At 61.3% G+C, this 22132-nt stretch carries 23 protein-coding genes; 11 read left to right on the plus strand and 12 right to left on the minus strand.

The genetic code is table 11. From position 1 onward, the window contains the following. Positions 1-69: 69 nt before the first annotated feature. Entirely contained in the window at positions 70-1365 is a 1296-nt protein-coding gene (locus tag AC1DX3_RS12230; protein WP_476989575.1) for a sugar porter family MFS transporter, read from the minus strand. Positions 1366-1581: 216 nt separating this feature from the next. Further along, positions 1582-1977, minus strand: a complete 396-nt coding sequence (locus AC1DX3_RS12235) for a hypothetical protein (protein ID WP_476989576.1) — start codon at positions 1975-1977, stop codon at positions 1582-1584. A gap of 374 nt (positions 1978-2351) precedes the next feature. Here AC1DX3_RS12235 and AC1DX3_RS12240 point away from each other — a divergent pair, with 374 nt between their 5' ends. Next, positions 2352-3215, plus strand: a complete 864-nt coding sequence (locus AC1DX3_RS12240) for a hypothetical protein (RefSeq protein WP_476989577.1) — start codon at positions 2352-2354, stop codon at positions 3213-3215. A 311-nt stretch (positions 3216-3526) separates the two neighbouring features. Here AC1DX3_RS12240 and AC1DX3_RS12245 read toward each other — a convergent pair whose 3' ends face one another. Both AC1DX3_RS12245 and AC1DX3_RS12250 read right to left on the minus strand, forming a co-directional pair. Further along, positions 3527-4681 carry a DUF2252 family protein gene (locus tag AC1DX3_RS12245; RefSeq protein WP_476989578.1) on the minus strand — a complete coding sequence of 385 codons (1155 nt, stop codon included), beginning with the start codon at positions 4679-4681 and terminating at the stop codon, positions 3527-3529. A gap of 85 nt (positions 4682-4766) precedes the next feature. Then, positions 4767-5588, minus strand: a complete 822-nt coding sequence (locus AC1DX3_RS12250) for an SDR family NAD(P)-dependent oxidoreductase (protein WP_476989579.1) — start codon at positions 5586-5588, stop codon at positions 4767-4769. Between the two features lie 205 nt (positions 5589-5793). Between AC1DX3_RS12250 and AC1DX3_RS12255 the strand changes: the two genes are divergently transcribed. Next, a complete protein-coding gene (locus AC1DX3_RS12255) occupies positions 5794-6054 on the plus strand; it encodes a hypothetical protein (protein WP_476989580.1) in 261 nt (86 codons plus the stop codon). Positions 6055-6056: 2 nt separating this feature from the next. On the opposite strand, the gene AC1DX3_RS12260 is transcribed toward AC1DX3_RS12255, so the two are convergent. Both AC1DX3_RS12260 and AC1DX3_RS12265 read right to left on the minus strand, forming a co-directional pair. Further along, positions 6057-6686 carry an esterase/lipase family protein gene (locus tag AC1DX3_RS12260; protein ID WP_476989581.1) on the minus strand — a complete coding sequence of 210 codons (630 nt, stop codon included), beginning with the start codon at positions 6684-6686 and terminating at the stop codon, positions 6057-6059. A gap of 49 nt (positions 6687-6735) precedes the next feature. Continuing rightward, positions 6736-7206: a hemerythrin domain-containing protein gene (locus AC1DX3_RS12265; protein WP_476989582.1), complete on the minus strand. Its 471-nt coding sequence runs from the start codon at positions 7204-7206 to the stop codon at positions 6736-6738. 228 nt (positions 7207-7434) lie between these two features. Here AC1DX3_RS12265 and AC1DX3_RS12270 point away from each other — a divergent pair, with 228 nt between their 5' ends. After that, positions 7435-7860 (plus strand): low affinity iron permease family protein, encoded by a 426-nt coding sequence (locus AC1DX3_RS12270; protein WP_476989583.1) that lies wholly within the window; start codon positions 7435-7437, stop codon positions 7858-7860. Between the two features lie 3 nt (positions 7861-7863). On the opposite strand, the gene AC1DX3_RS12275 is transcribed toward AC1DX3_RS12270, so the two are convergent. After that, positions 7864-8109 carry a hypothetical protein gene (locus AC1DX3_RS12275; RefSeq protein ID WP_476989584.1) on the minus strand — a complete coding sequence of 82 codons (246 nt, stop codon included), beginning with the start codon at positions 8107-8109 and terminating at the stop codon, positions 7864-7866. A 243-nt stretch (positions 8110-8352) separates the two neighbouring features. Between AC1DX3_RS12275 and AC1DX3_RS12280 the strand changes: the two genes are divergently transcribed. The 3 genes from AC1DX3_RS12280 (at position 8353) to AC1DX3_RS12290 (ending at position 9726) form a co-directional block, all read left to right on the plus strand. After that, positions 8353-8685 (plus strand): hypothetical protein, encoded by a 333-nt coding sequence (locus tag AC1DX3_RS12280; protein WP_476989585.1) that lies wholly within the window; start codon positions 8353-8355, stop codon positions 8683-8685. Beyond that, on the plus strand, positions 8682-8855 hold the full coding sequence (locus AC1DX3_RS12285) for a hypothetical protein (RefSeq protein ID WP_476989586.1): 174 nt from the start codon (positions 8682-8684) through the stop codon (positions 8853-8855). Before AC1DX3_RS12280 ends, AC1DX3_RS12285 begins: the two co-directional genes overlap by 4 nt. Positions 8856-8916: 61 nt before the next feature. After that, positions 8917-9726 carry an IclR family transcriptional regulator gene (locus tag AC1DX3_RS12290; RefSeq protein WP_476989587.1) on the plus strand — a complete coding sequence of 270 codons (810 nt, stop codon included), beginning with the start codon at positions 8917-8919 and terminating at the stop codon, positions 9724-9726. Here AC1DX3_RS12290 and AC1DX3_RS12295 read toward each other — a convergent pair. Further along, complete coding sequence (locus tag AC1DX3_RS12295) at positions 9694-11829, minus strand: malate synthase G (RefSeq protein WP_476989588.1); 2136 nt, start codon at positions 11827-11829, stop codon at positions 9694-9696. The genes AC1DX3_RS12290 and AC1DX3_RS12295 overlap by 33 nt on opposite strands. Before the next feature lie 333 nt (positions 11830-12162). Between AC1DX3_RS12295 and AC1DX3_RS12300 the strand changes: the two genes are divergently transcribed. Together AC1DX3_RS12300 and AC1DX3_RS12305 are read left to right on the plus strand one after the other, a co-directional pair. Continuing rightward, the gene (locus AC1DX3_RS12300; RefSeq protein WP_476989589.1) at positions 12163-16101 is read left to right on the plus strand and encodes a beta strand repeat-containing protein; all 3939 of its coding nucleotides are present in this window, start codon (positions 12163-12165) and stop codon (positions 16099-16101) included. A 127-nt stretch (positions 16102-16228) separates the two neighbouring features. Next, positions 16229-16843 (plus strand): CBS domain-containing protein, encoded by a 615-nt coding sequence (locus tag AC1DX3_RS12305; RefSeq protein WP_476989590.1) that lies wholly within the window; start codon positions 16229-16231, stop codon positions 16841-16843. 104 nt (positions 16844-16947) lie between these two features. Here AC1DX3_RS12305 and AC1DX3_RS12310 read toward each other — a convergent pair whose 3' ends face one another. Then, positions 16948-17112: a hypothetical protein gene (locus AC1DX3_RS12310; protein WP_476989591.1), complete on the minus strand. Its 165-nt coding sequence runs from the start codon at positions 17110-17112 to the stop codon at positions 16948-16950. A gap of 245 nt (positions 17113-17357) precedes the next feature. On the opposite strand from AC1DX3_RS12310, the gene AC1DX3_RS12315 reads away from it, so the two are divergent. Next, positions 17358-18476 (plus strand): heavy metal-binding domain-containing protein, encoded by a 1119-nt coding sequence (locus AC1DX3_RS12315; protein ID WP_476989592.1) that lies wholly within the window; start codon positions 17358-17360, stop codon positions 18474-18476. Position 18477: 1 nt separating this feature from the next. Here the strand turns inward: AC1DX3_RS12315 and AC1DX3_RS12320 are convergent, their stop codons facing one another. Beyond that, complete coding sequence (locus AC1DX3_RS12320; protein ID WP_476989593.1) at positions 18478-19071, minus strand: hypothetical protein; 594 nt, start codon at positions 19069-19071, stop codon at positions 18478-18480. A gap of 13 nt (positions 19072-19084) precedes the next feature. Continuing rightward, on the minus strand, positions 19085-19762 hold the full coding sequence (locus AC1DX3_RS12325) for a hypothetical protein (RefSeq protein ID WP_476989594.1): 678 nt from the start codon (positions 19760-19762) through the stop codon (positions 19085-19087). A gap of 70 nt (positions 19763-19832) precedes the next feature. Between AC1DX3_RS12325 and AC1DX3_RS12330 the strand changes: the two genes are divergently transcribed. After that, positions 19833-20402 (plus strand): uracil-DNA glycosylase family protein, encoded by a 570-nt coding sequence (locus AC1DX3_RS12330; protein ID WP_476989595.1) that lies wholly within the window; start codon positions 19833-19835, stop codon positions 20400-20402. Between the two features lie 2 nt (positions 20403-20404). Continuing rightward, positions 20405-21001, plus strand: coding sequence for an SOS response-associated peptidase (locus AC1DX3_RS12335; RefSeq protein ID WP_476989596.1), 597 nt, complete (start codon positions 20405-20407; stop codon positions 20999-21001). On the opposite strand, the gene AC1DX3_RS12340 is transcribed toward AC1DX3_RS12335, so the two are convergent. Further along, positions 20998-22113, minus strand: a complete 1116-nt coding sequence (locus AC1DX3_RS12340; RefSeq protein ID WP_476989597.1) for an alpha/beta hydrolase — start codon at positions 22111-22113, stop codon at positions 20998-21000. The genes AC1DX3_RS12335 and AC1DX3_RS12340 overlap by 4 nt on opposite strands. Between the last annotated feature and the right edge of the window lie 19 nt (positions 22114-22132).

Consider the following 22132-nt stretch of genomic DNA (forward strand, 5'->3'; position numbering starts at 1 on the left):
CGGCCTTCGACCACCCTCTCCTCTTGAAAAGGGAGAGGGCATTGCGTGGCGACGTAGAGCCATTGGGCCCTATAGTGTCTTCTGCATGTCCTCGAGTTCGACACCCTTGGTTTCGGGGAAGAATTTCGAGATGACCAGAAACTGGATCACCGTGCAGACGGCGAAGAAGACGAACGGCAGGGCGCGCGTCTGGGCGGCGATCATCGGGAAAACCGCCGCGATCAGGGCGTTGACAACCCAGTGGGTGGCGCTGCCCAGGCTTTGGCCGGTGGCGCGGACGGGCGTCGGGAAGATTTCGCTCATATAGACCCAGATGACCGCGCCCTGGCTGAAGGCGAACGAGACGATGAACAGGATCAGAAGCGCCAGCAGCCATTGCTGACCCTGGCCCGTCGCCATGATGACCGCCACGCCGGCCAGGGCGATGGCACAGCCGATGGCGCCCGTGGTCAGCAGGCGTTTGCGGCCGAAACGATCGATCAGGCTCATGCCCAGGACGGTCGCCAGCAGGTTGGCGCCGCCGACCGCAATGCTCTGCTGTTCGGCCGAGACGCTGGAAAAGCCGGCGGCGGCGAAGATGTCGCTGAGATAGTAGAGGATGGCGTTGATGCCGGTCAGTTGGTTGAACAGGGCGAGCAGGACGGCGAACACGATGGGCTTCTTGTGCAGGGCCCAGCTCAGCTTGCCCTGGCCGATGTCGGAGCGGCTGAATTCGGCGATCATGGCGGCCGGATCCGGGATGTTGAGGCGCTTGAGGCTGGTCATGGCGTCGTCGAGCCGGCCCTTGGCGACCAGCCAGCGTGCGCTTTGGCTGATCGCGAACAGCAGGACGAAGAAGACGCCAGCGGGCACCGCGGCCAGGCCGAGTTTCCACCTCCAGGCATTGTCACCGGTGAGGATTTCGCTGACGGCGTAATTGCTGAGATAGGCCAGCAGGATGCCGAAAACGATATTGAACTGGAACAAACCGACCAGGGCGCCGCGACGCTCGGCCGGTACGATTTCGGAGATATAGACCGGCGCCAGGACCGACGAGCCGCCGATGGCGAGGCCTAAGATGAAGCGGAAGGTTACAAACGACGGCAGGCCCCACGACAGGGCGCAGCCAAGGCTGGCGGCGATATACATAGCGGCGATAACGCGCAAAGCGTCGCGTCCGCCCATCCTGTCGCCCAGCCGGCCCATAAACAGGGCGCCGATACAGGTGCCGACCAGGCCGGCCGCGACGACCAGGCCGAGATTGGCTTCGCTGAGATGATAGACGGCGCGCAGGGCGCCTGTGACCCCGGAAATCACCACCGTGTCGAAGCCGAACAAAAGCCCGGCCAGGCTGGCGATGATAACACCGGTGAGATTGATCTTCATGACGCGTCTTCCCCTTGTTTTTAGCTCAAACGCCGCATGGCTCCTCGCACAAGCTCGGGCGGGCGGTCGCCCTTGCCAAGCACGACGAATGAGAGCGATCGCGGCTGGAATACTTATTTTTGATTATCTTATGCCACGGGGAAGGCGTTCGGCAAAGCGCCGTTTTCAGCGATGAAAGGCGCCGCGGCCGGTGAGGTGGCCGCGGCGCCTCGGGGATTACCAGCCGCGATGGTCGCCGCGGCGGTCGTCCCAACGATGATCGCCATGACGGTAACGGTCGTGGCGATGATGGCGATGATAGGGGTCACGGTCGCAGTCACGATCGCGGGCACGGCGGTCGTCGCGATCCCAACGGTCGTTCCGGCTCCAGGCGTCCCCGGTCCAGGCGTCATTGTCGTCCCAGCGGCTATCGTCCGACCAGGCATCGTCGTCCCAGCTATTAGCCATCCAACGGTCGTTGCGGCGGTCGCGGTGATCGCCGCGATCATGGTAGCCGCCGCTATAGGTCGTCACCTGATAGGTGGTGTTGGCATTTTGGGCGGACGCCATGCCCGGCGCCGCCACGGCGGCGACCGTCACGGTCAGGGCCGCCAAAATAATAGTCCTGGTCAAACGAAACCCGGCCATAACGCACTCTCTCCTCGGATAGGCCTGCGGGCATGACGGACATCGTCGGGGCCTGGCCTTGCGACGACCTTGCACCCGCCGATATGAACGGGATTTGATGGGCGCGTTCATGTGCGTTCATATTGGCAACGAAGGGAGCCGGGAGCGATCAGCGGAGCTCCCCGCGCCTTACATCTTCATTACGAAAATCCGCGAAGTAACGCATATCGCGGCGATGGCCTTCTCCCTATCATGACCTTCGAACATCAATATTTACAGGAGGTTGCTATGGGTAAAGGTATTCTGCTTTGGCTTCTCGGGGTTCCGATCCCCGTCATCATCATTCTCGCGCTTCTGTTTCACTGAGCGGGGATAACATCATGAAAGCACCACAACCGCTAGCCGACCTGAGTCCGGCCGTCACGGACGGGCCCAATGACGAATCGAGTTCGTCCGGCATTCACTGGTCGTCGATTCTCGGCGGCGCCGCCGTAGCCGCCGCCATTTCACTTATTCTGATTCCCCTCGGATCGGCCTTGGGCTTTTCGTCGTTTTCGGTGTTTACGGCCACAGCCGGAAGCGCCGTCACCTTTACGGCCGGCTGGGCCATCTGGCTGGTCATCATGCAGTGGGTGTCGTCGGGCGTCGGCGGCTATATCGCCGGCCGGCTGCGCGTCAAATGGGCCGACCTGCATAGCGACGAGGTCTTCTTCCGCGACACGGCGCATGGCTTTATCGCCTGGGCGGTCGCCACCATCTTCACGCTGGGGCTGGTCGCCAGCGTCACCATGAATACAGTTCATGCCGGTGTCGAGGCCGGATCGACCGTTGCTGCCGGCACGGCTATGGGCGCCGCGAGCAATGACGCCCTCGCCTATCAGGTCGATACCCTCTATCGCAGCAACACGCCGTCCGCGACAGCTACCACGGCCGAGGTGACAGCGGAGACCACGCGCATTGTTGTGACCAGCATCAAGAACGGCGCCGTCAGCCCGCAGGACAAGGCCTATCTTGATGCTCAGGTGGCGGCCCGCGCCGGTATTTCGCCGCAAGAGGCCGACGACCGCGTCAACGCCATGTTCACCCAGATCGATCTGGCCAAGCAAAAGGCCGCCCAAGCGGCGGAAACGGCGCGCAAGACGGCGGTCGGTGTCTTTACCGTGTTGTTCCTGTCGCTGCTGATCGGGGCCTTTATCGCCAGTGTTGCGGCGGCCCTCGGCGGCCGGTTGCGGGATAAGTATTGAGTTTGCGTTAGTAGGCATGAAAGGCGTCGGCTTCGGCCGGCGCCTTTTTGTGTGCGCCCGGGATGGGCTTGCCGAGATTCGGAGTAGTGGATCCCTTATTCACACAAAACCGCCGCTCCGAATGGCCAGAGCTTATAGTTATGCGTTATTTTAATACCACATCAATGGACACCGCCTGCGCCACGTCATGGCAAAGAATTTAACCGCCAAAAGGCCCGCCGCATCTCATTCGGAGTGCGGATTTTCCGTGAATCAGGCCTCAGCTACTCCGTATCTCGCCAGGACCTTGGAATCCACGACGCGCAGGACGCCTACGCGACATTCATCGCGTATTTACGGCAGTGTTCGAGATAGCCGCCCTCGTGGCTTTCGACCAGCTTGACCACGCTCGACCACAGCCATGACGGCGCGTCCAGGGTTTTCGAGCGGTTGCGGCTGAGTTCCACCTGCCACGCCTTGCGGGTCGCCTCGTCCATCTGGCGGGCATGGGCCTTGCCGACGACCAGGGCCAGGAAGCGCGCTACCCGCGTCGCCTCGGCCTGGGTCAGGTGATCTATATCGAACTTGATATCCTGCGGCAGCAGTTCGCGTACGAACACCGAGTGATCCAGTAATCGCCCGGCCAATATCCGACCGCCCAGGGCAGGTGATATATGCCAGGCGCCTTCGACAACGCGCTCGGCATTGTCCTTGGGCATGCCCTTAACAGCCGCCTTTGGCGCGATCGCCTTCACCGCCTCCTTGACGTCCATCAGACACAGTTCACGGTCCTTGCCTTTGCCGATAGCGACCAGGACGGCGTAGCGCAAATTGCCAAGCGAACTGCAGCCCTTGACCCAAAAGGCGGTGTCGAGCACCTCGATTGTCGCGTCGTCGTCGCGCGAGCGCAGGGAGGTCACCAGCCGGCGCATCTTCTCACCGTCGAACAGGGCGCGCAGTGCCTCGTCTTCCGTCTTCGCGACCGGCCAATAGGTTTTACCCAGGGGAATGGCCGGCGTGACGTCACCGATGCGTTCGCGCGCCAGGTCCTTCCATTTGCGCTGGACGGCGGCTTGCATGGCCTGCTCGACCGACTGTGGCTCGTCGACGGCGGTTTCTTCGTCGTCGGAAGCGAAGGCCTGTTCGTAGCCGAGCACCATGTGCTCGATCATCTTGGCGGTGGTGACGCCGGGCAGATCGGAGCCGCGGGACGCGCTGGCCAAGGAAAGCCCCATGCGGATCAGGTCGTGGGCCGGATTACCGATCACGGTTTGGTCGAGGTCGCGGATCTGGACGTCGATGCGGCCCTTGGCGCTGGCCAGGGGGCCGAGATTGCCGACATGGCAGTCACCGCAAATCCATACTGGCGGTCCCTGCGGCAGGGCGAGGTCCTGGCCGCCCAGCCAGTTGTAGAACTGCGAGGTATTGCCCCTGACATAGGCATGGACGGAGCGCGCCATCTTGAGATTGCGCAGGCCGTCGAGCACCGCTTTGCGATCCTCGACGGCCGTGTAGGCTGGCTTTTTGATGTTTATGCTCCCGCCGGTAAGCGACTAAATGATGCGTGCAGACTTAGTGGTGTTTTTGGCCCGAACCCGGCGCCGCCATCGCGGCATGCCGTGCCGCCTTCATGCCGTCGGGCATCAGGCCGGACAGGCTGCCTTGTAACTTCGTCGCCAATTCGCTGAAGTTTTGGCCGCCAGCAACGACCTGGTCCTTGCCGTCCATCAGCGCCTTGAAGGCAAGTTCGGCGACATGGGCCGGATCTTCTTTGTCGGCGGTCGCGACCCTGGTGTCAGCCATGCCGGCGCGATGGAAGAAGTTGGTGTCGGTCGGTCCCGGCAGGACGGCGGTGACCGAAATACCCTTGTCCTTGAGCTCATAGTGCAGGGACAGGGCCAGGGATTGGACGAAGGCTTTCGACGCCGAATAGACGGCTTCATAGGGTCCGGGCATCAAGGAAGCGATCGACGAGGTGAACAGGATTTTACCGCCTTGGCCGCCTTGCACCATATATTGCGCCACATGCTTGGCCAGGTGCCAGGTGCCGACGACATTGAGATTGATCAGGTTGAGCTCGTCTTTCAGGTCGGTTTCAATGAATTTACCGCCGACGCCCACACCGGCATTGATGGCGGCGGCGGCCAGAGGCCGGCCCGAAGCGCGGATATGGCCGTTGAGCGTGTCGACGCCGTCGAGACGCGCCAGGTCGATCTGCATGGCGACAACTTCGGTACCGAAGACGCGCAGGTCTTCGGCGGCCTCGCGGATGGCGTTGGTATCGGAGACGATCAACAGGTCGTAGCCATGCTGTGCGAACTGGATGGCCAGTTGGTAACCGATGCCCGACGAAGCGCCGGTCACAAGAGCCAGGGGTTTCAGGGCATGGTCCATGGTGCATCCTCCGTAAAGAAGCATAGTCTAGGCGTTACGGCGCAAGGTTATGGTAAGGATGGCGGGCCGCGCTTATAAGGAAGCCGTTGCCAGGGAAGCTATGCACCAATTGGGCCTTATGTTTTCTTGATGTCGTGGCGGAAGGTCCGGCGGCGTTTCTTACGGCCTTGCGGTTATGTTGGCGCTTTCGCAGAGGAGACGCGCCATGGATAACCTCGCCACACCGTCGGTCGGCAAGCTGCCGCCGCAATTGCCGCCCTGGGATCCGGATGCGGAGATATCGGAAGATGAAGCCCCCGGAGTCTGGGATTGGACGCCGCGCGAAGACATGGTCGTCAGGGCGCCTAAGGACGGCCCGGACGGCGCGTCGGACAATGACAATCTGCTGAATATCGTTCTGGCTATCGTTACCGGCCTGGCGGTGGTGGCGGTCACCAATGCCTTGGTGCGGACGATCACGAGATAGGTTTAGGCCACCGCCTGGCGACCCGGCTGGAAGGCTTTGAGGCGGCCGAAAGGCAAGAGGCGGAAGAAGACGCCGTGCTTCAGGAAGTGCATGATCTGGAAGATTGCCAAAGGATAGCTGGCCGTCAGGTCTGGCGCCGACGGCACCACGATCTGGTCTGCGGCATGGCGCAGGCGTTTGCGCGTCTTGCGGCCGGCCATGACACCGAGATCGTAAGGACTATTCTGTGCCAGCGTATCGGCGAAACCGTCGCCGCGAGTCGCCGCTGGCCCCAGCAGCGTTCTGACCATCCAGTTGTGACGGTAGAGATCGGTGGCATGGGTCTGATCCAGGCCGGGGGCGATCATCACCACGCGGCCGAGATGAGCCGGCCGGCGTTTTTGCAAGGCGGCGTGCAGCATGGCGCCGCCCAGGCCATGGGTGACGAAATGCAGGCGGGCGGCGTCGGGCCATGCATCAAGCAGAGGCGCCACCAGGGTTTCCGTCATGTCTTGCAGCGACTCCGGTGGCACGGGATAGGCAATGTTGCTGACGTCATAGCGGGCTTTTTTAAGGGCGAACTCCAGGGCTTTCATGGTGAGCGGCGACTCACCGGCGCCATGGAGAAGGACAACGCGTTCACGGGCAGACATAACTAACTTGCTTTCAATTCAAGGCGTGGGAGCCGCCGCTCCCGCAAAATCATTGGGCCGGAACCTCGGCGGGTTGCCGGGCCTTGGCTTGTTTTTTCAGCGCATCCATATCCTTGGCCAATTGGGTGGCGTCTTCGGCGCTGAGGTACTTTTTGGCCTTTTCGAAGATGTCCTGTTCCTCTTCCTCGACATGGTGGGTCACCGAGTGCTTGAACTCGCCGAAGGTTTCGATCCACGCTTCCTCTTCGACGGGTGTTGCCGTCAATTTTTCGAGATAGTCGCGAATTTCGTCGTGTTCGTGATGGGCATGTTCCATCTGCTCCTCGACGTTCTTGCTGCGCGTCGCATCCTCGATCGCCTTGTAAAAGGTCTGCTCTTCGGTATCGGCATGCAAGGTCAGTTCCGCCTTGATCTGCTCGAACAACGACTGACGCAGCGACGGGTCGCCGCCGCTGACGACCTGTTCCATCAAATCAGCGACCTTGCGGTGATCCTTTTTCAGGTAGTTATAAATATCCATGTCACTCATTCTTTCGGTTAACGCCACATTGGCAGGAATGAGCATGATGATGGCGGCATAAGTTAGAAATGGGGTGGGCAAGCCGTGAGATAAGTGCCGCGTAAAATGCCTTATCCAATCTCCGCAACCCTTATCCAGACAGGGTTTTTGAGCCACATTGCTTTCTTATCGCGCTCTGCGGCAGCATGATGCATGACGACAAACCCACTCAGGAGGTCTTTCAATATCATGGTCAATTCCACCCCGAAAAAAGGCTGGTTCACCTGCTTCGCCCAGCAAACTGCCGCGGCTGCCGGCAGCCCGCCGGCCTTCCTGCTGGCGATCGGAGTCGTCGCAGTATGGGCCCTCACGGGTCCGATCTTCCATTATTCCGATGTCTGGCAGTTGGTCATCAATACCGGTACGACCATCGTCACCTTCCTGATGGTGTTCCTGGTCCAGAACGCGCAGAATCGCGACGGCAAGATCATCCAGCTCAAGCTCGACGAACTGATCCGGGCCCTCGAGGGCGCCGAGACGGCCTATGTCAATATGGAGGATATGAGCGAGGCGGAACTGGAAGCGCTGCACAAGAAATATATGCGTCTCGCGGAAAAGGCCGCGAAACGCACGAAGGAAGAACGTGAGGAGAGCGCTGCCGAAAAGGCCGCTTAGGACCTAAAGATTAAAGCCCGAATTCGGATTATAGTCGGCCTTCAGGCCGGCTTCCTTGGCCGATTGCAGATTGTAAATGGCGACGATCTTCGGCGCGCCGGAAGAGGCCGGCATGGGGCGCCCGTCGATGTCGTATTGATAGTCGCCGATGTTGAAGGCCGCGGCATTTTTCGGGTCCTTGTGCGCCTGAACCGGACGCTCCTGCCCTTCCAAATCGACCCACGCACTTTCGTACAGACGAATACTCATAATCCAACTCACGCCTTAAGGGTTTTGGCTTGAAAAAATACGTCGCGCGGTTCGGACTGCGCGGTTCCTCTAACAATACAGTGTCGTGGTAACGGATCAAGCTTTCTTCTGTTAACGACACGCGATTTTGCACAGGCGCGTGCTGTGGCGCATCCCTTATGGGAGATTTACCGCCCTGCCCCGACTTCGTCACGCCCTCCTTATGGCTTTCCGCCTAGACTGGCGGCACAAAGGGAGGCTCCGATGACAGACAAATTCCCACCGACCCACTTTATCAAGGCGCGCGACCGCAACCATGCGATCGACGACGCCGACCGCATGTGGGCGCCGCAAAGCGCCGAAGATATCGATCCGGTTCTGCTGCATCCCGCCGAAGACGCCCCTGACCAGCCAGCCGACCCGGCGCCGGCCGACGCCGATTTTGAATCCGGACGCCAGGGCCGCTATAGCGACGTTCACCGCCAAACGGCCGAAATCGCCAAGGGCCGAACGCCGACCGAGCCCGGCACCTACGGCCAGGGCGATATCTCGCCGGCAACCCAAGGCAGTCTGAAAGACAAGGAGATCAAGACATGAAGACGGTTGTTACCTTTATCAACGGCTTTTTCACCGGATTTTTCCGCCGCACGCCGCACAAGACCTGCATGCGCAACGACCGGCGCATGCGCGATAATATGGACGAGAACCAGATCGATTCCATGATCGACGATAGCTTCCCAGCCAGCGATCCACCGAGCAGCTATTAATTTTTGAAAATCATTTCCATTTTATGTTAAGCCTCCGTGCATTTTCCGCGGAGGCTTCATCATGACCACCGAACGCCGGCCGCGCGGCCGGCCGCGTGAGGACAAGAACGACGTCAAGGTCAATCAGTCGCTGGAAAAGGCGCTGGGGCTGTTGAAAGCCATCTCGGCCCAGGACGGCATGACACTAACCGATATTTCGCAGGCGACCGGCCTGGCGCCGTCGACGGCCCATCGTCTCCTCGCCACTCTGGCCGGTCACGACCTGGTCGCTGTCGACGAGGTCCGTCAGACCTGGGCCATCGGTATCGAGGCCTTGCGCATCGGCATGGCCTTCCAGCGTCGCAACAAGCTGCTGATGGCCGGGCGTCCGGCCATGCTGGACCTGATGCAGGCGACGGGAGAAACGGTCAATCTGGCCATGTTGGACAAGCACGAGGTCGTCTTCGTCTCGCAGGTCGAGTGCGACGCGCCGATTCGCGCCTTCTTCCGCATCGGCGAGCGCCGCGCCCTGCACGCCTCGGGTATCGGCAAGGCGTTGCTGGCGCAGATGGCGCCGGCGGCCCTAGACGACTTTTTGCGCCGGCCGATGCCGCGCCTGACGGCGGCCACGATTACCGAGCCCGACGCCATGCGCGATGAATTGGCCACTATCCGTCAGCGCGGCTGGTCGATCGACGACGAGGAAGCGACGCCCGGCATGCGCTGCGTCGCGGCCGCGGTGTTCAACGAGTTCGGCGAGGCGCGCGCCGGTATCTCCCTGTCGGGCCCGTCATCGCGCCTGGCGCCGGATCGGCTGGACGCCCTGGGGCAACGGGTGCGGGCCACGGCCGATGAGGTCTCACGCCTGATCGGCGGTCACCTGCTCACGTGATTTCGCCCGTCGGCGCCGGTCATGCAGGATGAACTCGGTATAGCCGTTGGGCTGGGTGCCGCCCAGGAAGACCAGGTCGCAGGCCGCCTGGAAGGCTTGACCGTCGAAGTTCGGCGCCATCGGGCGATACAGAGGATCACCGGCGTTCTGGCCGTCGACGACGGCCGCCATATGTTTCAGGCGATCGAGCACCTGGGCCTTGTCGATCAGACCATGGCGCAGCCAGTTGGCGACGTGCTGGCTCGAGATGCGCAAGGTGGCGCGGTCTTCCATCAGGCCGATATTGTGGATGTCCGGCACCTTGGAACAACCGACGCCCTGGTCGATCCAGCGTACGACATAACCCAATATGCCTTGGAGATTGTTGTCCAGTTCCTTGGCGATCTCCGCGGGCGAAAGCGTCTCCGTCAATAAGGGCGGGGTCAGCAAATCGTCCAGACTGGCGCGTTGACGTGACGCCAGTTCGGCCTGACGCGCGGCGACATCCAGCTGATGATAATGGATGGCGTGCAAGGTCGCCGCGGTCGGTGACGGCACCCAGGCGGTCGTCGCGCCGGCCTTGGGGTGGGCGATCTTTTGCGCCAGCATGTCATTCATACGATCCGGCGCCGCCCACATGCCCTTGCCGATCTGGGCGTGGCCCGGCAGACCGCACGCAAAACCGATATCGACATTGGCGTCTTCATAGGCCTTGATCCAGGCGGCGTTTTTCATATCGCCCTTGCGCAGGACCGGGCCTGCCGTGAGGCTGGTATGGATTTCGTCGCCGGTGCGATCGAGGAAGCCGGTATTGATAAAGAAGACGCGGTCACGCGCGGCATGGATACAGGCCATCAGATTGGCGCTGGTGCGGCGTTCCTCGTCCATGATACCGATCTTCAAGGTCTTGTCGGGCAGGCCCAGGGCAGTTTCCGCGAAGGCGAAGGTTTCAACGGCGAAGGCGACCTCGTCGGGGCCGTGCATCTTCGGCTTGACGATATAGGCCGAACCGGCGCGGCTGTTGGCCCCGGCGTCATGGCGGGCGATCAAGGCGGTGACCATGAGGTCGACCAGGCCTTCAGGCACGTCCCGCCCCTCGCCGTCCTTGACCATGTCGCTATACATATGCAGGCCGACATTGCGTGTCAGCATCAGGCTGCGGCCATGCAAGGTGACGGTTCCGCCGTCCGTCGCCGTGTAGACACGGTCCGGATTGAGGCGGCGGACCAGGGTCTTGCCGCCTTTGGCGAAAGTATCGCTGAGGTCGCCGCGCATCAGGCCCAGCCAGTTGCGATAGAGCCCGACCTTGTCGTCGGCGTCGACGGCGGCGACGCTGTCTTCCATATCCATGATGGCCGACAAGGCGGCTTCCAGCACGACATCGGCGACGCCGGCCGGATCGGTGCGGCCGACCGTGCTCAAGCGATCGATGCTGATATCGATGTGCAGGCCATTGTGGCGCAACAGGATGGAGGCCGGCGCGTCGGCCGCACCGGTAAAGCCGGCGAACTGTCCGGGCGTTTGCAAGGGATGGCCGTCGGCGGTCAGGGCGCCGGCGATGACGCTATAGCCGGTGACATCGGCATGGCTGATGCCCGCCAACGGCACGAAATCGTCCAGCCAGGCCTTGGCCCGGGCGGTGACGGCGGCGCCGCGTTCGGCATCGTAGCCTGGCTTTGCCGGCAGGGGCATCAGGGCGTCGGTGCCGTAGAGCGCGTCGTACAGGCTGCCCCAACGCGCATTGGCGGCGTTCAGGGCGTAGCGGGCGTTCGACACCGGCACGACCAGTTGCGGTCCGGCCAGTTTGGCGATTTCATCGTCGACACCGGCCGTGGTTACCGTGAACGGCGCGGGCTCGGCGGCGACATAGCCAATCTCATGCAAGAAGGCGCGATAGGCGTCGGCGTCGAGGGCATGCGCGCCGTGCCAGGCATCGATCCGCGCCCGGATGTCATCGCGCCGGGCCAGCAGGCCGGCATTGCGGGCCGCGAATCGCGCCACCAAGCCGCCAAGTCCCGACCAAAAGACATCGGCCGCCAGCCCCGAGCCCGGGGCGGCTTCGCGGTTGATGAAATCGTACAGCGGTTCGGCGACGGACAGGCCGGCAACGGAGACATAGGACATGATGTTTTCCTCGATGAGGTCGACAGGTTACGCCCCGAACGCGCCACCGTCAATTTTTCTGAAAAATATTTCCGTTTTTACAATTAAATTACAAGCTGCTGATTTATTTCATTTTTGTATTTTTCATCTTTTGCCGCTCCATGCCTCAGGCCTGCCTATATAGGCAATAGACAGGCGATGGCCGCGAGATCAAAATCAGCGAAAGGCCCCATTGACGCCTGTGAAAAGTGCGCCGGCTACGGTCTTCAGTCACCGCGAGGCGTGCCGCCGCGGTTTTGTTGCGTCCCCCACTTTTCAATAGACGACATATTCCCAGCGATTTCGGAGACACCCATGACCACCTATAACGGCACGACAGGCGATGACGTTTTCGGCACCACCGTACGGGCCGGCGATACGGTCGACGGCAAGACCGGCGACGACACCATCACCCTGGTCGACCTGTCGAGCCAAACCGGCGCGGTCGTCTATGACGCGGTCGCCGCCGCGACCAGCGCGGGCACCGCGCCAATCGCCGGCATGCTGATCAAGAATGTCGAACATCTCACCGCGCTGAAGACCGGGGCGGGCGATGATATCCTGACCATCTCCCAGGCCCAGGGGCCGTTCACCTGGTCCGCCTTTTCCGGCACGGACCGCCTCGTTCTCAACTATGCCGCCGACACGGCGGGCTTTACCGTGGCGAAGAACGGCTCCGACTACATAATCGGCGGCGGCAGCGTCGTTCATGGCGTTGAATTGCTGACCATCACCGGCGGCGCGGGCGACGACAGCTTCGATGGCCTGGCGGGCGGCGACATCATCGACGGCGGCGCCGGCGACGACACGGCCAGCTTCGTGTTCACCGGTTCGGCCAATGTCGGCTATAATGCCAAGTCGGCGGCGACCGCGACCGGCCTGACCCTGGCCGACGGTACGGTCGTCAAACGCGTCGAACATCTGGGCGACCTGACAACGGGATCTGGCAACGACACCCTGACCATTGCGGCGGCGCAAGGCGCCTTCACCTGGCACGCCGGCAGCGGCACGGATACGCTGGTCGCCGACTATTCGGCCGTCACCAGCGATATCACCGCCTATACCAACGCCGGCTACTATTATATCAATACCTATAATTCATACGCCTATGCCGTCGAAAAAGTCACCCTGACCGGCGGGTCCGGCAACGATACGCTGAGCGGCACTGCCAGCAAGGATACACTGAACGGCGGCACCGGAGATGACGTTTTGGACGGCCTGAAGGGCGTCAGCCTGATCGATGGGGGTAGCGGCAGCGACAAGGTTGCACTCGACTATGCCGACCTGTCCATCGCCATCAACTATAATGGCATCGCTGCGGCCACGGCGACCGGCACCACCCTGGGCGATGGCAGCCTTATCAAGAATGTCGAGCACCTGGCCACCCTGGCTACGGGCAGCGGCGACGATACCCTGACCTTGAAAGGTGACGCCACCGGCTTCGTCTGGCATGCCGGCGACGGCAATGACCGGCTGGTAATCGACTATACCGGCTATGGCAGCGGCCTGACGGCCTATCATAACACCGACTACTATTACATAAACGTCGACAACACCTTTGCCTACGACATCGAAAGCGTCAACGTCACCGGCGGCTCCGGCGGCGATACCATCTCGGGCACGGATGGCGATGATAGTCTGAGCGGTGGGGCCGGCGATGACGTGCTGGATGGCCTCGGCGGCGTCAACCAAATCGACGGCGGCGCCGATGACGACACCGTATCGCTGGACATGCACCTGTCGCATAGCGATATCGCTTTCGACGCGGTGGCGGCAACCCAGGCGGCCGGCATCACCACCGCCGATGGCAGCACCATCAAGAATGTCGAGCATATCGGCGAACTGGATACCGGCAGCGGCAACGACACCTTGACCATCACCTCGGTGCAGGGCGTGTTCGTCTGGCGCGCCAATTCCGGCAACGACCATCTGATAGCCGACTACAGCGCCGTCATTACTGACATCCATGCCTATGCCGCCAGCGACTATTTCTACATCGACACCTTCAACGCCTATGCCTACGACGTCGAGAGCGTAACGGTGACCGGCGGGTCCGGCAATGACACCTTGAACGGCACGACGGGTGACGACTGGATCGAAGGCAATGGCGGCGACGACGACCTAGACGGCATTTCCGGCAACGACACCGCGGTCTATAGCCTGGCCACGGCCGGTGTTCATGTCAGCCTGGCCAACGCCAGCCGTCAGGATACGCAGGGCGCCGGCCACGATCTGCTGGCCAATTTCGACAACCTGACCGGATCGGCCTTCGGCGACCAACTGACCGGTAACGGCTCGGCCAACATCCTCGACGGTGGCGCCGGCGCCGATTCCCTGACGGGGGGCACGGGCGACGACAGCTACTATGTCGACAATGCCGGCGACACCACGGTCGAAGCCGCTGCCTCAGGCAAGGACACGGTCTTCGCTACAGTGAGCTGGACGGCTGGGGCCAATATCGAAAACATCACCCTGCTGGGCGGCACGGCCAGCCTGAACGCCACGGGCAACGATCTCGACAACGTGCTGACCGGCAATGCCGGCTGGAACAGGCTAGACGGCAAGGCCGGCGCCGACACCATGATCGGCGGGCTTGGCAACGATACCTATACGGTCGACAATTCCGGTGACATCGTCACTGAACTGGCCGGCCAGGGCGCCGACACCGTCTCCAGCAGCCTCAACTATGTCATCGTCGACAATGTCGAAAACCTGATCCTGACGGGCGGCGCCCTGATCGGCCAGGGCAACGACCTCAACAATACCATCACCGGCAATACAGAAGCCAATAACTTGTCGGGTGGCCTCGGCCTCGATGTCATCAGCGGCGGCGAGGGCAATGACGTCCTCGACGGTGGCGCCGGCGCCGATACGCTGAAGGGTGGCGCGGGTAATGACAGCTATTATGTCAATAATGGCGAGGACATAGTCACTGAATACAGCCTCCAAGGCACGGACACGGTCTACAGTTCAGTCAACTACACACTGACGGCCAATGTCGAGAACCTTTACCTGGCCGGAGCCGCGGTGACCGGGATCGGCAATGCCCTGGCTAACACGATCACCGGCAACGACCTCGCCAATATGCTGAGCGGCGGCGACGGCGCCGATATACTGGACGGCGGCCTCGGCGCGGATACGATGAAGGGCGGCAACGGCGCCGACAGCTATTATGTCGACAACGCCCACGACGTCGTCACCGAATATGCCAGCGACACCAGTATCGACCAGGTCTACGCCTCGGTCAGCTATGCCATGACCGACAATGTCGAAAAGCTAACCCTGACCGGCTCAGCCAATCTTAGCGGCAACGGCAATGCCGGTGACAACACCATCTTCGGCAATGACGGCAACAATGGCTTGAAGGGCGGTGACGGCAACGATACCCTGATCGGCGGCCTCGGCAACGACACGCTGAATGGCGGGACCGGCGCCGATATCATGAAGGGCGGCGACGGCAATGACATCTATTCTGTCGACAATGCCGGCGACACTATCACGGAGTTCTCAACCGGCGGCGTCGACCTGGTCAACAGCTCGATCAGCTTCACCCTGGGCAACTATGTCGAAAACCTGACCCTGACGGGGACCGCTGCCGTCAACGGCAGCGGTAACGGGCTCGACAACATCCTGGTCGGCAATGCCGGCAATAATCAGCTCTTCGGCAGCAGCGGCTCCGATACCCTGACCGGAGGCGACGGCAATGATACCCTGGACGGCGGTACCGGTATCGACAATCTGAAGGGGGGCAACGGCGATGACGGCTATGTCGTCGACAATACCAGCGATGTCGTCACCGAATACAGCAATGCCGGCCATGACACAGTCTATGCCGCCATTTCGTGGACCCTGGGCGCCAATCTCGAAGACCTCGATTTCAGCGGTGGCGGCAACTATAACGGCACCGGCAACAGCCTGGACAATTTCATCACCGGCAATGTCGGCGCCAATATTCTGAGCGGGCTGAGCGGCAATGACTGGATTGACGCCTATTGGGGTAATGACACCTATGTCGGCGGTACCGGCACGGACACCTTCAACTTCAGCCAGAACTCGGGTCACGACGTCATCAGCGATTTTAGTTTGAGCGATGGCGATGTCATCCGCGTCCACGACGCCTTGGATCCCGGCGACAACCTGATCATCACCCAGGTCGGCGCCGATGTGAAACTCGACTTTGGCAATGGCAACTATGTCATGGTGCTGAACGCCACCGATAATGCCACCTTCGAGTCGCATATCGCCTATCTTTGACCTTGGCAGCCGGGTCGGCTTAGCGATCTTTTACAGCCGCCCCTGGCCATGGGCATGATAAACTTACGCACGTGCGCCTAAGCTCCCAGCCGGCGACGCCAGTCGGTGTCGCCGGCTGGGATATGTCATGTCGCGATCCAAATCTGTAGAGCCGGACCATCATCAGGACGCCTTCGATTCGCACGTCGATCTTAACGACCGACAAAACGGATGGCAGAACGGACCGCGTATCGACGCGCCCAATAATGACCGCGAACGCGACAGCTGGCGGGCCGGAACAGCCAACCCGTCGTCCCCCCAACAACCAAAAAACCTGAAGAGAAACATCATGCAAGTCAAAGACCTAATGAGCAGCGATTTCCGCACGGCCGCCCCCAACATGTCGCTGCAGGAAGTGGCGGAAATGATGCGCGACGGCGATTATGGCTATGTTCCGGTCATGGAGGACGAACGGCTGATCGGCGCCGTTACCGATCGTGACATCGTGATCCGCGGCGTCGCCCTGGGCCTGGAGGCCGGGTCGTCCGTGCGCCAGGTCATGACCGAAGACATCCTCTATTGCCTCGAGGACGACGATATCCAGGATGCGGCTGATATCATGAAGGACAAGCAGGTCCGGCGCCTGGCCGTGCTGACCGCCGCCAAGCGGCTGGCTGGCATTATCAGCCTGGGCGACATCGCCCGCGACGGCAACGAACGCCGCCTGACCGGGGACATCGAGACCCAGGTCGCCCGCCAGTAGACCTGACGGCAAAATTAGACGTCCTTAAGCGAAATGACTGTGAAAGGTCATTTCGCTTTGTTTTTGCGCGGAAGTCCCCAAAATCAGCTGTCTTGAAGGCACTTTTAGCGGTGGAGCATGTCCAACAGGAAGCTGATCAGCAAAATTCCGGTATATCCGGCGAAGGCGATCAGCGCCACGACCAGCAGGACGATGCCCATCTTGGTTTCGTCGCTGACGCTTTTGCGGTCGCCGCGATGGTCGTCGCGGTGGTTGTGGAAGGTGCGCATGCCAAATCCTTTAAGGGCCGTGTCCATTTAAAGGAAAAATCAGCGGCCAGCCCCGGTCCGTAAGGTTTAACCTCCACCCTAACAGTCACAAAATAATATTGCGGTGCCGCAAAACAACGCAATTTATAAGGGAGCCATAAGCCGCTTTTTTGCGTGATCTCAGACGCCGGCCGGCCATTGACAAATTCTCCAAACGCGCGACACCTTGGCCGCGCGAATTTTACCGCAAAAGGGAGCAAAAGCACATGGCCAGAGTGACGGGTTTATCGGGTAACGAAATCTACTGCATGGCCTTGAAGGGCTATACCGCCGGCGAACTGGTTGTCGGCAACAGTGTCAATTCCATGGGCTTTCTGGGCTCGCTGGGCGCCGGCCTGAACAATATCCTGGGCGGCGAAATCCCTCAGGTGACCCAGGCGATCCAGGACGGCCGCATGCACGCCTTTGCCCGCATGGCCAAGGAAGCGCAAGGCCACGGCGCCTCGGGCGTCGCCGGTGTGGCGGGCGACCTGCGCGGCCTGTCCGGCAACACCGAATTCCTCTTCGTCGGCTCCTGCGTCTTTTCCAAGGCCGGCGGCGGCCAGTTCTTCACCACGGCGGGCGATGCCCAGGAACTGTGGTGCCATATGGATGCCGGTTATCGTCCGATACAGCACGTCTTCGGCAATATCGCCTATTCCATGGGCGTTGGCGGCGGTATCATGGGCGCGCTCAAGCAACTGGCACGCGGGGAGATCTCCGACTATTCCGACATCTTCAACAAGACCCGTCATAAGGCTCTGGAACGTATCACCAATGCCGCGCGCGAAGACGGCGCCAATGCCGTGCTCGGCATCCGCACCACGGTCCTACCGTGGATGGGGACGCACGAAATGGTCATGACCGGCACGGCCGCGCATCACCCCGGCCTGCCCAGCAACGGCACGGTCGTGTCGTCGGACCTGACCGGCGAGGAAATGTGGGCCATGGCGTCCCTCGGCTACGCGCCGGTGAAACTGCTCATGTCGACCTCGATCTATTCGCTGGGTGTCGTCGGCGGCATCTTCTCGGCACTGAAAGCCTTCGCCAAGGGCGAGATCAGCGAACTGACCTCACTGGTTCACGACGCGCGCGAACATTGCCTCGATCGCTTGAAGCGCGAGGCCGATTCCATCGGCGCCGAGGAAGTGGTCGGCGTGAAGACCTATATCATCGAGATCGGCCAGGGCCTGATCGAGTTCATGGCCATCGGTACCGCTGTGCAAAAGGTCTCGGGGATGGGCGTGCAAACCCAGGTCATGCCGGCCCAGGCCATCATCCGCGACAAGGACACCTGGATGGACGGCGATACGGGCTTCAACCTGATGCGCTCGACGGATAGCTGAGTCAGTCGCCGGCCCAATAGGCAAAGCCGACATTTTTGAACGTCTTGCCGGCGATCGTCAGGTCGCCGGTAATAACCGCGTCTTCGCTCTCGCTCGTCCATGTAACATCGCTGGATTGTCGCGTTATAAAGGCCGGGTCGATCTTACCTTCGAAGCGAACTTCACCGACATCCTTGTCATACCCGGTAAAGCTGATCTTGTCGGCCGTCAGCGAGTAGCTTTTACAGAAAACCCGGGGCGACCGTTCGCGGTTGGGCCCCATTTCACCCTGAAGCTCGGGGCTGCTCATGTCCGAAAATGAAAATTCGAAGGGTGTCCAGGTCGAAAGAGTCTGACCTTCAGTTTCCAGTTTTCGGAAGTCGCTGTCGTCGCCCATATCGATATGGTCGAGATGAAAATTGCCGACCTGAATTTCCGTTGTCGGATAATAATAGCCGGTCAGGTTGAAGGAGCGGTCCCTGACAAATTCGCCGGATATGACGACTTGACTGTTGTCCAACGGCTGCGCCTTCGCTGGAATTCCCCAAAAGGCCGCATTGCCCAGACACAGGGACAATACGACCAGCGAGACGCGCCGAGCCTTTTGTTTTTTCATAATATTTTTCGGCCTATTCATCTTTCCAATAGGCCAGGGACAGGTCCTTCGCGACCGTCTTGCCGACCGTCAGATCGCCGGTGACAGCGCCTTCGTCGAAAAAGGCCGTGCTGTCGCCGGTGACCGCGATCTTGGTGACGAAGTCCGGCGATATCTTGCCGCGGAAGGTGACCTTGCCGAATTGGGCATCATCGCCGTCGCAGCTCAAGGCATCACGGGTCACGACATAGCGCCGGCAGACAAGCTGGATCGACTCGGGCTTGCGCGCGTCACCGGAGCCGGCAACCGCTCCGGGGCGGGAGAAGACGATGGTGAACGGCGCCTCGTGGTCGGCGCTGAGACCGTTGGTTTCCGTGGCGGTGAAATCGGTGGAAGGCCCCAGGCGAACGGCGACCAACTGAAACACGCCGATATTGACGTCGGTCTGCGATTTATAGAAGCCCGTCATCTGCAGGCTGCGGTCGCGAACAAAAGCGCCGTCCTCGGACGTAAAGACATCCGGCTTGGCCGGCACGGGCGCGTCCGTCGGCTCACCCTCAATCGGCGGCGTATCATGGTGTAGCGGGACGGCCTTCCCGAGTTTCTCGATGAAATTGAAGATCACATAACCCGTGCCGCCGATCAGGACGACGAGCAAGGTCACCATGATGACTGCCAGCAGCCCACCGCCTGAATTCGATTTTTTCGCCATAATACCCCCGTGGCGTTTTCGCCTCCACGCGCCTATTTATGGCACGAACCCCGCCATCATGAAAGTCACCATGAGTCTGATCGACGATATCGCCGCCTGCCGGGTGTGCGCCGAGCACTTGCCGCTGGGGCCGCGGCCGGTGGTGCGTGCTTCCGACCCGCGCGCGACGGTGTTGATCATCGGCCAGGCGCCCGGCACCAAGGTCCATGCGTCGGGCGTGCCATGGGACGACGCTTCGGGCAAGCGACTGCGGGCATGGATGGGTGTGACGGCGGACGACTTTTACGATCAGAGCCGCTTTGCCATCGTACCCATGGGTTTCTGCTACCCCGGTCGTGGAAAGGGGGGCGACAACCCGCCCCGGCCGGAGTGCGCGCCGCTATGGCACGAACGCGTGCTTGCCAGCCTGCCCAACGTCAAACTTACCCTGCTGATCGGCGCTTATGCCCAGGTGCGCTATCTTGGTGACAAACGCAAAAAGACTCTGGGCGAGACGGTGCAGGCATGGCAGGATTATGCCAAGGACGGGTTTCTGCCGCTGGTTCATCCGTCACCGCGCAACGGCATCTGGCTGAGGCGCAATCCGTGGTTCGAGGCCGAGATGGTGCCCTATCTGCAAAACGTCGTCGCCAAGGCCTGATCATGTGCGGACAATATGACGCTCTCCTCTACCTGACCCAGATCCTACTCGGTTTTAATATCAAGCCGGGGCTTTATGAGCATTCCCAACTGGCAAAACGTGTCGCCCCAACGGATGGTGCCCCGATCCTCATTCAAAACCCAGAAAACGGCGCCGTCGAAATCATTCCGGCGCGCTTCGGCCTGATCCCGCACTGGTATGCCAAGTCGGTCAAGGACTGGAAGGCGACGACCTTCAATGCCCGCCTGGACACCGCCGGCACCCTGCCGGTGTTCCGCGGCGCCTGGACCTATCGCCACTGCATCGTGCCGGCGGAAGCCTTTTACGAATGGTCGGGGCCGAAGAACGCCCGGCAAAAGTGGCGCATCACGCGCGGCGATAACCAGCCTTTGGGTTTCGCCGGTCTATGGGACTGCGCCAGTCTGCCCGAGGGCGAGATCTGGAGTTTCACCATCCTGACCCGCGACGCCGGGCCGGACATGACTGCGGTTCATACGCGCGAACCGGTCATTCTGCATCCGGATCAGTGGGAGGATTGGCTGCGGCTGAAGCCGGTGGGCTTGCGCCGGCCGTCGCCGCTGACTCTGACGGCGGCTTAGTTCGCCGGTTTATACCCCTGCCACAGCCATTCCAGGGCTTCCGGTAAGGTCTGTTGTTTGACGTTGCGATCGACGTGGCCTGCGTTGCGTGCAAAGGTGAACTGGTAGTGATAGCCCTTCGCCGCCAGAGCTTTCGCCATTTTCTCGTTGGCGTCGGCCCAGTCGTGCATGCCGTCACGCATGACGTTCGGGTTATAGAGATCGCGATCGCCGACCTCCATCCACAGGCGGATAGGTTTGACCGGTGTGTTCATCACCAGGTGTTCCGGAAATTCGAATGCACCGTGCGGCGTCGCCGGATCGGACGGCCATTGCTGATTGATATAGGTGCCGGAATAGTTCAGCACGCGGTGATAGAGGTCGGGACGATACCACGCCATGATCAGGGCGCAGGAGCCGCCCGAGCTGCCACCCATGGCGGCGCGACCGTCGGGGTCGTGGGTCAGGGTGACGCCATACTGCTTTTCGACCAGGGGCAGGACCTCGGTTTCGACGAACCGGGCATAGCGGTCGGACATGGTGTCGTATTCGAGGCCGCGCTGGCTACCCTGGGCATCGCCGGTCCCGTTGGCGATCGAGATGGCGATCATCGCCGGCACCTTCTTGGCGGCGATGAGGTTGTCAAGCGCGGTAAACAGCATCGTATCGGGACCATCCATGCCGACGATAAAGGGCGCCGGCGTGCCGGGAACATATTGTTTCGGCACGTAGACCGTGACCTTGCGGGTATAGGGTGCCGGGTGGCTGGTGGTCACGATCAGCTTGGCGGGGTCATTGGGATCTGGTGTGCCGAACGTGCCCGGTTCGCGCATGATGCCCGGATAGATGACGCTGTCGGCCGAGTTCATGGTGAAGGTATAGACCGTGCCTTGCGGTACACCCGGCTGCACCAGACTGTCGGGCGACGGCAGGTGGCTGGGGCCGAGGATGAAATCGCCGTCGGCATCGACGGGCGGCACGGCGCCGTCGGGCAGTTCGGTCGCCGCGACATAGCCCGGGGTGTGCGGATCGCGCACCGGCACCGGCGGGCGGTCGTCGGCCGTGGCGGCGGCAGAGAAGCCGGCCAGGATGGCTGTGACCGCAACTCCATACAGTGTGTGACGCAGTTTCATGGCGGCTTTCCCTTATTTT

This window comes from Asticcacaulis sp. P2_B1 (assembly GCF_056404915.1).